Raw genomic sequence first — 11,822 nt, forward strand, 5'->3', positions numbered from 1 at the left:
AGGCGTGCTGGGGAAAACTCAGGCCTGGCTGGCATGCATACCTATGGTGCCGGCTGGAGTGGTGATGGCCGTGTCGCTTGGGCGCGGGCGCTGCAGCTGGACAAGCGGCCGACCGTCATCGCCGCCACCCAGGGTGCGCCGCCGTCCACGGGCAGTCGCATCAACCGCATTGGCTCGCGAACGGGGAACGATGAGCGTGCCGAGGACGGCCAGACCCGGGGCCCAGATGCGTGGGTGTGCGGCCTGACGGGCTCCTATCAGGCTGCGTCGCCGCCCTGAGTTAGGCTGGAGGCACCCGTTTTCGAAAGTTCGTCGCCATGAAGATCCAGACCGCCGCCATCGCTCTCGCCGTCATGCTGGGCGCCGCTTTCGCCGCCCCTGCCGCGGAGGCGCGCGTGAGCCAGCATCACAAGGCCAGCCACGTCAGCAGCGGCGTGCAGGCCAAGGCCGGCACGAAAAAGCCCGCCAAGGCCAAGCACAAGAAGAAGGCCGGCAAGAAGGCCCACAAGAAGACGCCGGGTTGAGGTCGGTCGTCACTCGCGCTCGAACTTGAACACTGCGACGCTGGCCATGAGATTGGGCAGCGAACGCACCGGCTGGCCGTCCTGCAGGCCGAAGCTGTCCAGGATCTTGAGCCGGTTCTTGCGCGCCAGCACGCCGAAGTCGGCGAAGGTGCCGACGCGGATGTTGGGCGTGTCGTACCACTCATAGGGCAGGGCGCGTGTGACCGGCATGCGGCCCAGCAGCACCTGTAGCCGGTTGGGCCAGTGGGCGAAGTTGGGGAAGCTGACGATACCCATCTTGCCGACGCGCGCCGTCTCCTTGAGCATCTGCTCGGCATTGCGCAGGTGCTGCAGCGTCTCCAGTTGCAGCACGACGTCGAAGCTCTGGTCCTCGAAGATGGAGAGACCTTCCTCCAGGTTGCGCTGGATGACGTTGACGCCTCGCTTGACGCAGGCCAGCAGGTTGCCATCGTCCAGCTCCACGCCGTAGCCGCTACAGCCCTTGTGCTTGATGAGGTGCTCCAGCAGCTCGCCAGTGCCGCAGCCCAGGTCCAGCACGCGCGAGCCCGGTGGCACCAGGGCCGCGATGGCGGGGTCGAAACTCATACCGCCACCCCCTTGAACTGCAGCGTGACAGGCCTTTCCAGCTCTCCCGCGATGCGCTCGAAATAGGCCCGCAGGACGCCGTGGTAACGCGGATCGTCGAGCAGGAAGGCGTCATGGCCGTGCGGTGCGTCGATCTCCGCGTACGACACGTCCAGCCGGTTGTCGAGCAGCGCCTTGACGATCTCGCGCGAGCGTGCCGGCGAGAAGCGCCAGTCGGTCGTGAAGCTCGCCACCAGGAACTTGGCACGTGCGCTGGCGAAGGCCCGCGCCAGGTCGCCGCCGTGCTCGGCCGCGGGATCGAAATAGTCCAGCGCGCGCGTGATCAGCAGATAGGTGTTGGCGTCAAAGTAGTCGCTGAACTTGTCGCCCTGGTAGCGGAGGTAGCTCTCGATCTGGAACTCGATGTCCTGTGTCGAATAGCCGAGCTCCCCGGACTTCAGCTCGCGGCCGAACTTCTCGGCCATGACGTCATCGCTGAGATACGTGATGTGGCCGATCATGCGTGCCACGCGCAGGCCGCGCTTGGGCACCACGCCGTGGGCGTAGAAATGTCCGCCGTGGAAGTCTGGGTCGGTCACGATGGCACGGCGCGCCACCTCGTTGAAGGCGATGTTCTGTGCTGACAAGTTGGGTGCGGTCGCAATGGCGATGCAGTGGGCCAGCCGCTCCGGGTAGCGCAGCGCCCAGTCCAGCGCCTGCATGCCGCCCAAGGACCCGCCCAGCACGGCCGCCAGCTTCAGGATGCCGAAACGCTCGACAACGCGGGCCTGCGCGTCCACCCAGTCCTGCACGGTGACGACTGGGAAGTCTGCGCCCCAGGCCCGGCCGGTCGCCGGATTGGCGTGCATGGGTCCGGTGGAGCCGAAACAGGAGCCGAGGTTGTTGACGCCGATGACGAAGAACTTGTCGGTGTCCAGCGGCTTGCCCGGGCCGATGAGGTTGTCCCACCAGCCCTCGCTCTTCGGCTGGCCGGCATAGCTGCCGGCGACATGGTGGCTGGCGTTCAGCGCATGGCAGACCAGCACGGCGTTGCTGCGCTCGGCATTGAGCTGGCCATAGGTCTCGACCATCAGGTCGTAGGGTCCCAGGCTTGCGCCGCTGCGCAGCGGCAGCGGCTCGTCGAAATGAAAACTCTGCGGCGATACGTCGCCGACGCTTCGGCCCGTCATGGCCTTACTCCAATGAAAAAACCGGCGGCCACTGTTGCGGACGCCGGTTGCTTCGGAGTCCTGTTTAGCGGCATTTATAGAGCGCCCGCAATCCGGAACAAATCGGCGCTATGGAGCGGCATTCTATGCCGTCCACCGTCATCGCTGTCCGTCGAGGCGGAACTGCGCCACCGCGCCGGCCAGCAGCTGCAGCTGCTGGCGCAGACTGTCGGCAGCGGCGGCCGACTGCTCCACCAACGCGGCGTTCTGTTGCGTCATGTCGTCGAGCTGGCTGACGGCGCCATTGATCTGGCCGATGCGCGCACTCTGGTCGGCCGCGCCAGCGGCCACCTCGCCGATCATGTCGCTGACCTTCTGCACGTTGTCGACGATCTCCTGCATCGTCGCTCCGGCATGCTGAACCAGGCGCGCGCCAGTTTCGGTGCGTTCGACGCTGGCGGTGATCAGCGACTTGATCTCGCGTGCCGCGCCGGCCGAGCGTTGCGCCAGCGAGCGCACCTCGGTCGCGACGACGGCGAAGCCCTTGCCCTGCTCGCCCGCACGCGCCGCTTCGACGGCCGCGTTCAGTGCCAGGATGTTGGTCTGGAACGCAATGCTGTCGATCAGGCCCACGATGTCGCCGATGCGGCGCGAGCTGGCATTGATCTCGTCCATCGTCGAGACCACTTCGGAAACTTCCTGGCCGCCGCGCTGCGCGACCTCGGCCGCGCCCGCAGCCAGCTCGCGTGCCTTGCCAGCCGCGTCGGCGCCGTGGCGCACGCCCTGCGTCAGCTCGTCCATGGAATTGGTCGTACGCTGCAGGCTGGACGCCGTGCGCTCGGTGCGCTGGCTGAGGTCGTGGTTGCCCGCGGCGACTTCGTCGCTGGCTGTCTCGATGCTGAGCGCCGAAGTCTTGACCTGACTGACCAGGCCGCGCAGGCTGGCCTGCATCGAATCCAGGGCGCGCAGCAGGTCGGAGGCTTCGTCGCGGCCGGCAATGCGCACGTTGTTGTTCAGGTCGCCGCCGGCAATGGACTGTGCCACCGTGCAGGCGTAGCGCATGGGGGTAGTGATGGTGGAGGAGTTGATCAGCGTCAGTGGCACCACCAGCACCAGCACCAGGGCCAGCACGGCCAGCGCACGCCAGCGGATGCGCTGCATCTCGGCGCCGAACTCGGCCTCGGCCGCTCGGGCCTGCTGGTCCACGGCGCCGGCCATCGTCTCCACGCGCTTTTCGATCTCGCGCAGCTTCTCCTGGGGGCGCTCGGGCGAACCGTCCGCCTGGCGTACCTCGGCCAGCGCCTGGCGGATGGCGGTGAGCTGCTGGACGTCCTGCGTCATGCGCGCTGTGGCATCAGCATGGAGCGCCATCAGCTGGCGGCCACCGAGCAGGCCGGTGAGGGCCAGGGTCGCGAACATCAGCAGCACCATGGCGATGGCCCCGTGCATGCGGGTGCGGATCGTGAAACTGCGCATCCAGGTGGCGACATTCATGGCCTTGCTTCCTTGCTCCTTGCCGGGCCGCCGGTTGCGACCTCCTAGTCAGGATGCTAATGATCGGGTCGATGCTGGCAAGAAGAGATTGGCTGTGCCTTGCGATTTGCCGAACACTTCGCGAAAAGTCCCGCCCCATGTGGAGTTGTTGCCATGAAACGTATCTTTCTGTCAGCGATCGCTGCGCTGCTGGCCGGTTGCGGCGACCGGCCAGCCGGTGGCTGGACGGGTTATGCCGAGGCTGAGCTGGTCTACATCGCCCCCCCCGGTGGCCGGGAGGCTCACCGACCTTGCCGTGCGCTCGGGCGAGGCCGTCACGGCCGGCCAGCCGCTGTTTGAGCTGGACGCGACGCCTGAACTCGCGGCCGACTCCGAGGCGCAGGCGCGTGCGCAGAGCGCCTTGGCCCAGGCCCGTGACGCCGACAAGGGCCGGCGCGCGCCCGAGCTGGCCGTCACGCGCGCACAGCTGGAACAGGCGCGCGCCGCCGAGCGCCTGGCCGACGTGGATCTCGTGCGCCAGCAGCAACTGCTGGCCCAGGGTTTCGTGGCCCAGGCCCGCGTGGACGACGCAGCGACGACGCTGACCCAGGCGCGTGCCCGCGTCGCCGAGCTCGAGTCGGCACTGGCGGTTGCCCGGCTGCCTTCGCGTGAAGACGAGCGCGTGGCCGCCCGTGCGCTGGCCGACGCGGCGCAGAGCGGCCGCGCGCAGACGGCCTGGCGCGTCGAGCAGAAGCGCCAAAGCGCGCCCGTGTCGGCTCGCGTGCAGGACATCTTCCTGCGGCCCGGCGAGTGGGTAGCGGCTGGCCAGCCCGTGCTGGCGCTGCTGCCGCCGGCCAATCGCAAGGCGCGCTTCTACGTGCCGCAGTCCGCGCTGGGCGGCCTGAAGCTGGACGCCACCGTGCAGTTGCACTGCGACGGCTGCGGCGCCGCCATCCCGGCGCGCATCAGCTTCATCGCCGCAGGCCCCGAGTACACACCGCCGGTCATCTACTCCAACCAGCAGCGCGACAAGCTGGTCTTCCTCGTCGAGGCGCGTCCGGTGAAGGCCGAGGACTCGGAGCGGCTGCATCCGGGGCAACCGCTGGACGTCACGCCATGAGCATCGGGTCCTTGACAACGCCCGCTCCGCTCAACACGAGCGTGCCCGGCCGGCCTTCAGGGGAGACGGGGGGCCTGGGGCATTGAGCAGCGGCAACCCTGGTCGGCCGGGGAGCCCGGCAGCGCTGGCCATCGACGTGAAGGGGTTGAGCAAGTCCTATGGCGGCCGCCGGGTCGTCGATGGCGTGGACATTCAGGTTGCCGCCGGTCGCGTCGTCGGCTTCCTGGGCCCCAACGGCAGCGGCAAGACCACCTCGCTGCGCATGCTGTGCGGGCTACTGACGCCGGATGCTGGCGAGGGGCACGTGCTCGGCCTGGAGTTCCGCGGCCAGGCCGCCGAGGTCAAGCGCCAGGTCGGCTACATGACGCAGAAATTCGGCCTCTACGAGGACTTGTCCATCCGCGAGAACCTGGACTTCATCGCGCGGTTGTTCTCGATGGAGAACCGCAAGCAGGCTGTGGATGGGGCGTTGGAGCGGCTGGGCCTGGCGACGCGGCAGAAGCAGCTTGCCGGTGCGCTGTCCGGCGGCTGGAAGCAGCGCCTGGCGCTGGCAGGTTGCTTGCTGCACCAACCCAAGCTGCTGCTGCTGGACGAGCCGACGGCTGGCGTGGACCCCAAGGCCCGCCGCGAATTCTGGGATCACATCCACCGCCTCGCCGGGGAGGGCATCACGGTGCTGGTGTCCACCCACTACATGGACGAGGCCGAGCGCTGCGACGAGCTGGTGTACATCGCCTACGGCCGCGTGCTGGCGCGCGGCACGGCGGCGTCCATCGTGCAGGCCGCAGGCGCCAGCGACCTCGAGGACGCATTCGTGCGCCTCGTTGGCCATGCCACCGACAACTTCTCCGAAACCGCCTGATGCATGCCCTGGCCCGCACGTTCGCCATCGCGTTGAAGGAAGTGCAGCAGATGTTGCGCGACAAGCTCACCTTCGCGATGGCGGTGGGCGTTCCCGTCATGCAGCTAGTGCTGTTCGGCTACGCGATCAACACCGACCCCAAGGGCTTGCCGACGGCGGTGGTGTCGCAGGACACCAGCCCGATGGCGCGCAGCCTGGTCGCTGCGTTGCAGACCAGCGGCTATTTCCGCGTCGTCGAGAGCGGCATCGCAGAGTCACGCGGCGACGCGCTGCTGCAACGCGGAGAGATCCAGTTCCTCATCGTCGTGCCTGACGCCTTCGGCGCGCGCGTCGTGCGCGGCGAGCGGCCGGCCGTGCTGGTCGCGGCCGATGCGACCGACCCCTCGGCGGCGGGCAACGCCATCGCCGCGTTGAGCCAGCTCGGCCAGACTGCGCTGAACCGCGACCTGCGCGGCGCGCTGGCCGCAGCAGCGGTGCAACCTCTGCCGTTCGAGGTACGTGTCCAGCGCCGCTACAACCCAGAGGGCCTGAGCCGCTACAACATCGTGCCCGGCCTCGTCGGCACCATTCTGACCATGACCATGGTGATGCTGACGGCGCTGGCGATGACGCGCGAACGCGAACGCGGCACGATGGAGAACCTGCTGGCGACGCCTGTGCGGCCCATCGAGGTTATGGTGGGCAAGATCCTGCCCTATGTCGTGCTGGGCTACGTCCAACTGGGCGTCATCCTCGCAGCGGCCTTCGCGTTGTTCGATGTACCCATGGTGGGCAGCGTCGGGCTGCTGCTGGCCATGATCGGCGTCTTCATGCTGGCCAACCTGGGTGTGGGCTTCACGTTCTCGACGCTGGCACGCAATCAGCTGCAGGCCCTGCAGCTGACCTTCTTCTTTTTCCTGCCGTCCATGCTGCTGTCGGGTTTCATGTTCCCGTTCCGCGGCATGCCGCAGTGGGCGCAGTGGCTGGGCGAGATGCTGCCACTGACGCATTTCCTGCGCATCGTGCGCGGCGTCATGCTGAAGGGCTCGGGCGTCGCGGAGCTGGCGCCCGAGCTGTGGCCCATGCTGGCCTTCCTGGCGGTCGCTGGTGCCGTGGCGTTGCTGCGCTACCGGCAGACGCTGGACTAGGGTGCGCCGCAGAGGCAGTGGACCACTGCGGCCTTGTCCAACTGCCCCCGCGCCGCGACCCTGGACAGCTCCTTGAGCACCGCCAGCTCTTCGATGATGGGCGCCGGCAGCGCATCCAGGCCCAGCGACCGCCCCACGGCGGCGGCCATGGAGGGCGCCATCACGTCGGTCAACGATGCGATCAGGCGCTCGCTGCGGCTGAGGTCACGTTCCACGTAGGCCAGCCGCGGCTTCTCGCCCGCCTTGACCTCCAGCTTGGCCAACTGCACGGCGGTCTGCACTGCGTCGTCGAAGCTGCCGATGCGGTCCACCAGGCCGCGTTCGCGCGCCTGCGCGCCGGTCCAGATGCGGCCCTGGGCGACGGCGTCGATCTTCTCCGGCGTGCTCTTGCGCGCCTGGGCGGCCAGGCCGGTGAAGCGGGCGTAGATGTTGTCGACGCCGGATTGCACCGCGGCCTTCAGCCGCGGATCCAGCGGGCGGCGCGGGTCGTAGCCCCCGGCCAGCCACGTCGTCGTGACGCCACCAGTGTGCAGGGACAGCTTGTCCATCAGGCCCTCGGCCGTGGGCAGGATGCCGAACACGCCGATGCTGCCGGTGATGGTGCCGGCATCGGCGATGACGGCGTCGCTGGCCATCGAGATCCAGTAGCCGCCCGAGGCCGCCACGTCGCCCATGGAGACGACGACGGGCTTGCCGGCCGCGCGAGTCAGCTCCAGCTCGCGGCGCACGATCTCGGACGCGAAGGCGCTGCCACCGGGCGAGTTCACGCGCAGCACGACGGCCTTGATGGCATCATCCTCGCGCGCCTTGCGGATCAGGCGGGCCGTGGAGTCGCCACCTATGCGGCCCGGGCCGGCATCGCCATCAACGATCTCGCCCTCCGCAACGACGACGCCCACGCCCGGCTGCAGCTTGTTCGGCGCGCCGGCGTCCCTGACGTAGGCCAGGTACTGGCCCAGCGAGACCTGACGGAAGCTCTTGCTCTCCTCGTCCCGGGCGCCCTTGGCAATGAGCAGCTCGCGCATCTGGTCGCGCGTCTTCAGGCCATCGACGAGCTTGGCTTGCACGGCCATCTGGGCTGCGTCACCCTTGACGGCAGCCAGCAACTGCGGGATCTGGTCGATGCTCCTGCCGACGGCCCCGGCCTCAAGCTTGCGCGCCGTCTCGATGGTGGTCGTGAAGCCGCTCCACAGCTCGCCGTAGACCAGGCCCTCGGCCTCCACCGTCGCTGGGCTGGGGCCGGTGGCGGTGTAGGGTTCGGCGAAGCTCTTGTAGGTGCCGACCTTGATGACGTGAGGCGTCACGCCGATGCGGTCCAGCGCATCCTTGTAGTAGGTGCGCCAGCGGCCGAAGCCCTCCAGCATCACCATGCCCATGGGGTGCAGGTAGACCTCTGCGGCCTGGGCTGCGAGGAAGTAGCCACGCTGGCTGTAGCTGTCCGCGTAGGCGACGACGGGTTTGCCGCTGACCTTGCGGAAGCGCTGCAGCGCGGCCGTCACCTCGTGCAGGCCGGCCTGTCCCGCGCTGCCCAGGTCTTCCACGTCCAGCAGCACCGTGCTGATCTTGTCGTCCTTGGCGGCCTGCTCCAGCGCGGCGAGCACGTCGCGCAGCCGGGTCTGGCGCGGCGTGCTGCGGCCCTGGGCCTGGGCCATCAGCTGCTCGCGTGGGCTACCCGAGAACTGCTCGACGAGGTTGCCATCGAGCTTGAGGACAAGCGTGGTCTTGTCGGCCAGGGGCTTGGGGCCGCGCGTCATCAGCGCTGTCACGACGATGACGATGAGCAGCAGCACCAGCAGGTTCATCAGCGCCCGGCGTGTGCCGTCGAGCAGCCACCAGGCTTTGGAGAACAGCCAGCCAATCGCGGAAAACAGAGACTTCATCGACAGCCACCTTGAGGGTTGATGCGGGCGATTGTGCGTGCCCGCGGCCTTAAGCTCTGCCGGTCATGTTTTGTGAGGACACCACATGCTTGCTTGGCCCGGCTGGACGAGACGCATCAACGAACATTTCCCGCTGCGCTATCTGACCTGGGTGCTGTGCGGCCTGCTGGCGCTTTTTTTCGCCATCGGCTGGAGCGCGGGCTTGACCCACGGCGTGCTGGTGGTGGTCTTTCTCGCGTTGACGCTGCTGGGCCTGCGCGACGTGCGCCAGCAGCGCCATTCCATCCTGCGCAACTATCCCGTCATCGGACACCTGCGCTTCCTGCTGGAGTTCATCCGACCCGAGATCCGCCAGTACTTCCTGGAGGGCGACAACGATGCCGCGCCGTTCTCGCGCGCCCAGCGCTCCATCGTCTATCAGCGCGCCAAGGGCGATCCCGACCAGCGCCCCTTCGGGACCCAGCTGGATGTGGGTGCGCGCGGCTATGAATGGATCAACCATTCGTTGGCGCCCACGCACCTGACCAGCCATGACTTCCGTATCACCATAGGTGCCGAGCGCGCCCAGCCCTACTCGGCCAGCGTCTTCAACATTTCGGCGATGAGCTTCGGCGCTTTGAGCGCCAACGCGATCCTGGCGCTGAACAAGGGTGCCAAGATCGGCGGCTTCGCGCACGATACCGGCGAAGGATCGATCAGCTCCCACCACCGCGTCCATGGCGGCGACCTGATCTGGGAGATCGGCTCGGGCTACTTCGGCTGCCGCAACGAAGACGGCTCGTTCAGCGCGGACCGGTTCGAGGCCGCCGCGCGCGATCCGCAGGTCAAGATGATCGAGCTCAAGCTCAGCCAGGGCGCCAAGCCCGGCCATGGCGGCGTGCTGCCTGGTCCGAAGGTGACCGAGGAAATTGCGGCCGCCCGCGGAGTGCCGGTGGGCCAGGCCTGCATCTCGCCGGCTCGCCACAGCGCCTTCTCGACGCCCGTGGAGATGATGCAGTTCATCGAGACGCTGCGCACGCTGTCCGGCGGCAAGCCCACAGGCTTCAAGCTCTGCATCGGGCACCCCTGGGAATGGTTCGCGCTGGCCAAGGCCATGCTCGAGACCGGCATCACGCCTGACTTCATCGTCGTAGACGGCGCCGAGGGCGGTACGGGTGCGGCGCCGCTGGAATTCACCAACAACGTCGGCGCACCGCTGCAGGAGGGGCTGCTGCTGGTGCACAACACGCTGCTGGGCCTGAACCTGCGCGACAAGGTCAAGCTCGGCTGCGCTGGCAAGGTCACGACGGCCTTCGACATCGTGCGCCTGATGGCCCTGGGTGCGGATTGGTGCAACGCCGGGCGCGGCTTCATGTTTGCGCTCGGCTGCATCCAGGCCCAGGCCTGCCATACGGGCCACTGCCCTACCGGCGTGACGACGCAGGACCCGGTGCGCCAGCGCGCCATCGTCGTGCCCGACAAAGCTCAGCGCGTCGCCAATTTCCACCAGAACACGCTGAAGGCACTGAAGGAGCTGGTCGAGGCGGCCGGCCTGTGCCATCCGCAGGAGATCACGGCCCAGCACATCGTGCACCGGTTGGACAAGCACGAGGTGCGGCTGCTGGCCAACCTCATCCCCTTCGTCGAACCGGGCGCGGTGCTGCGCGGCGAGATGCCGCACAACACCTTCCGCATCTACTGGCCATTGGCAAGCGCCCACAGCTTTGCGCCGCAGGGTGCCATCGCGCGCATGGCGTGAGGTGACGGCAACCGCCTGGATGCGGGGGATGAAGGCTACAAGTTAGGGGGGAGGGGCGCCAACCCCGCACAATGCCGACGCTTTTCGCCGTCGCCATGCCCACCGTCTACCTCCTCCGTCTCAGCGAGACCACGCTGCAGCGAACGCAGGCTCTGCTGCAGCAGGCCAGCGGCGTGGCGCTGGCGGGTAGTGGCCAGGTGCTGGCCGACGCATTGGAGGAGATCGTGGCGCTGGCGCCCGACATCGTCGCCTGCGATCTGCGTCTGGCGGACAGCCACGCGATGCGCGTCGCCCTGGAGTTGGGCCGCCTGGCCGTGCGTCCCCAACTGCTGCTGCTGACACCCACCGCAGACGACCTGCAGCTGTTCGCGGCACTGAGCGCTGGTGCCAACGCCTATCACTTGGACGACGGCAGCGGATCCGGCCTGGTCGAGGCGCTGCAGCGCCTGCACGAGCGCCGCGCCAGGCTCGGCCCTCAGCTCGCGCGCCAGGCACTGGCCGCCTTCGGTATCGAGCGCAGCCCCATCGTCATGGCCCGCCAGGCCGCGGCACCGCTGGATGCCAGCCCCGCCGGCCGCCAGATCGATCAGGCCAGCCGGCATCTGCTGACGCTGCTGGCGCAAGGCCTGCTGCTGGCCGAAATTGCAGCCCTGTGGAAGCTGGACGCGGCCGAGATCGAGCGCCGTGTCTGGCGCCTGGTCCGCCTGCTGCACGTCCGCTCGCGCGAGCTGCTGATCGCCTAGGTGCCTGCGCGGGCTCTCAACGCCTGACGTAGCGCGTCGCCGTCAGCCGGTCCGACACGGAGCTGGTCTTGTTGTCCACATAGCCGCGGCTGCGCAGCTCCGTGCGAATCTCGGCGTCCGATGGGAAGGCTCCCGGGCCTTTCTGATGCACCACCCAGACGGTCTTGCAGATCATCTGGGCGTGGAAGTCCGCCATGCGTTCCAGCTCGCCCGGCTTGCTGATGACGGCCACCAGCATGCGCGCGGCCTTGACGTTGCCGGTCAGGCCTTGGGCCAGTGCCTCGGCCAGTGCCGGGTCCAGCGCGCCCACGGTGGGGCCGATCAGCAGAGCCGGGTTCTCGGCGCTGACACCCAGCTTGGCGGCCAGGGTGGGGGGCGGTGTCTGCAGCTTCTTCAGCCACTTGCCACCTTCCTGGCTGCCGAGTGCCAATGCGACGGCCTCGGCGTCGGCGTCGAAGCACAGCGCCTCGCCTTCGAGGCGCAGGTTCTGCAGTGAGGCGATCTCCCATTTGCGTCTGATGGCCCCGCGCAGCACGACAGTAGTTGATTCGAGCAGGGCGGTGACCTCCCCGTTCTCTTGGCCCACGCGGGCGGTGCAGCTGGCTTCACGTCCCATGCCGGG

The 11,822-nt window shown here is 68.1% G+C and carries 11 protein-coding genes, 1 pseudogene and 1 riboswitch; of the genes and pseudogenes, 7 read left to right on the forward strand and 5 right to left on the reverse strand.

Features of this window, described 5'->3' with window-relative positions; genetic code table 11:
* The first annotated feature begins 33 nt into the window (after nt 1-33).
* Together QM732_RS25555 and QM732_RS25560 are read left to right on the forward strand one after the other, a co-directional pair.
* Entirely contained in the window at nt 34-279 is a 246-nt protein-coding gene (locus QM732_RS25555; RefSeq protein ID WP_415658893.1) for a hypothetical protein, read from the forward strand.
* A 38-nt stretch (nt 280-317) separates the two neighbouring features.
* A complete protein-coding gene (locus QM732_RS25560) occupies nt 318-524 on the forward strand; it encodes a hypothetical protein (RefSeq protein ID WP_415658894.1) in 207 nt (68 codons plus the stop codon).
* Between the two features lie 9 nt (nt 525-533).
* On the opposite strand, the gene metW is transcribed toward QM732_RS25560, so the two are convergent.
* The 3 genes from metW to QM732_RS25575 form a co-directional block, all read right to left on the reverse strand.
* Complete coding sequence (gene metW / locus QM732_RS25565) at nt 534-1,109, reverse strand: methionine biosynthesis protein MetW (RefSeq protein ID WP_415658895.1); 576 nt, start codon at nt 1,107-1,109, stop codon at nt 534-536.
* A complete protein-coding gene (gene metX / locus QM732_RS25570) occupies nt 1,106-2,278 on the reverse strand; it encodes a homoserine O-succinyltransferase MetX (RefSeq protein WP_415658896.1) in 1,173 nt (390 codons plus the stop codon). Before metX ends, metW begins: the two co-directional genes overlap by 4 nt.
* A 43-nt stretch (nt 2,279-2,321) precedes the next feature.
* Nucleotides 2,322-2,397, reverse strand: a riboswitch (SAM riboswitch).
* Nucleotides 2,398-2,416: 19 nt separating this feature from the next.
* The gene (locus QM732_RS25575) at nt 2,417-3,751 is read right to left on the reverse strand and encodes a methyl-accepting chemotaxis protein (protein ID WP_415658897.1); all 1,335 of its coding nucleotides are present in this window, start codon (nt 3,749-3,751) and stop codon (nt 2,417-2,419) included.
* A 268-nt stretch (nt 3,752-4,019) separates the two neighbouring features.
* Between QM732_RS25575 and QM732_RS25580 the strand changes: the two genes are divergently transcribed.
* The 3 genes and pseudogenes from QM732_RS25580 (at nt 4,020) to QM732_RS25590 (ending at nt 6,839) form a co-directional block, all read left to right on the forward strand.
* Complete coding sequence (locus QM732_RS25580; protein WP_415658898.1) at nt 4,020-4,850, forward strand: HlyD family secretion protein; 831 nt, start codon at nt 4,020-4,022, stop codon at nt 4,848-4,850.
* A gap of 82 nt (nt 4,851-4,932) precedes the next feature.
* Nucleotides 4,933-5,640 (forward strand): annotated as a pseudogene (gene ccmA, locus QM732_RS25585) (heme ABC exporter ATP-binding protein CcmA); the annotation flags it as partial.
* Between the two features lie 71 nt (nt 5,641-5,711).
* Nucleotides 5,712-6,839: an ABC transporter permease gene (locus QM732_RS25590; protein WP_415658899.1), complete on the forward strand. Its 1,128-nt coding sequence runs from the start codon at nt 5,712-5,714 to the stop codon at nt 6,837-6,839.
* Here the strand turns inward: QM732_RS25590 and sppA are convergent.
* The gene (sppA, locus tag QM732_RS25595) at nt 6,836-8,719 is read right to left on the reverse strand and encodes a signal peptide peptidase SppA (protein WP_415658900.1); all 1,884 of its coding nucleotides are present in this window, start codon (nt 8,717-8,719) and stop codon (nt 6,836-6,838) included. The genes QM732_RS25590 and sppA overlap by 4 nt on opposite strands.
* A gap of 85 nt (nt 8,720-8,804) precedes the next feature.
* On the opposite strand from sppA, the gene QM732_RS25600 reads away from it, so the two are divergent.
* Nucleotides 8,805-10,457, forward strand: coding sequence for an FMN-binding glutamate synthase family protein (locus QM732_RS25600; protein WP_415658901.1), 1,653 nt, complete (start codon nt 8,805-8,807; stop codon nt 10,455-10,457).
* A gap of 71 nt (nt 10,458-10,528) precedes the next feature.
* Nucleotides 10,529-11,200: a hypothetical protein gene (locus QM732_RS25605; RefSeq protein ID WP_415658902.1), complete on the forward strand. Its 672-nt coding sequence runs from the start codon at nt 10,529-10,531 to the stop codon at nt 11,198-11,200.
* Between the two features lie 16 nt (nt 11,201-11,216).
* Here QM732_RS25605 and QM732_RS25610 read toward each other — a convergent pair whose 3' ends face one another.
* Nucleotides 11,217-11,816: a hypothetical protein gene (locus QM732_RS25610; RefSeq protein WP_415658903.1), complete on the reverse strand. Its 600-nt coding sequence runs from the start codon at nt 11,814-11,816 to the stop codon at nt 11,217-11,219.
* Between the last annotated feature and the right edge of the window lie 6 nt (nt 11,817-11,822).

Origin of the sequence: Roseateles sp., from assembly GCF_047654805.1 — a bacterium.
GTDB lineage: Bacteria > Pseudomonadota > Gammaproteobacteria > Burkholderiales > Burkholderiaceae_C > Pelomonas.

Bases quoted from the DNA above. Each gene is read 5' to 3' on its own strand.
- QM732_RS25555 (WP_415658893.1), top strand. From the start codon at position 34: ATGCATACCTATGGTGCCGGCTGGAGTGGTGATGGCCGTGTCGCTTGG.
- QM732_RS25560 (WP_415658894.1), top strand. From the start codon at position 318: ATGAAGATCCAGACCGCCGCCATCGCTCTCGCCGTCATGCTGGGCGCC.
- metW (WP_415658895.1), bottom strand. From the start codon at position 1,109: ATGAGTTTCGACCCCGCCATCGCGGCCCTGGTGCCACCGGGCTCGCGC.
- metX (WP_415658896.1), bottom strand. From the start codon at position 2,278: ATGACGGGCCGAAGCGTCGGCGACGTATCGCCGCAGAGTTTTCATTTC.
- QM732_RS25575 (WP_415658897.1), bottom strand. From the start codon at position 3,751: ATGAATGTCGCCACCTGGATGCGCAGTTTCACGATCCGCACCCGCATG.
- QM732_RS25590 (WP_415658899.1), top strand. From the start codon at position 5,712: ATGCATGCCCTGGCCCGCACGTTCGCCATCGCGTTGAAGGAAGTGCAG.
- sppA (WP_415658900.1), bottom strand. From the start codon at position 8,719: ATGAAGTCTCTGTTTTCCGCGATTGGCTGGCTGTTCTCCAAAGCCTGG.
- QM732_RS25600 (WP_415658901.1), top strand. From the start codon at position 8,805: ATGCTTGCTTGGCCCGGCTGGACGAGACGCATCAACGAACATTTCCCG.
- QM732_RS25605 (WP_415658902.1), top strand. From the start codon at position 10,529: ATGCCGACGCTTTTCGCCGTCGCCATGCCCACCGTCTACCTCCTCCGT.
- QM732_RS25610 (WP_415658903.1), bottom strand. From the start codon at position 11,816: ATGGGACGTGAAGCCAGCTGCACCGCCCGCGTGGGCCAAGAGAACGGG.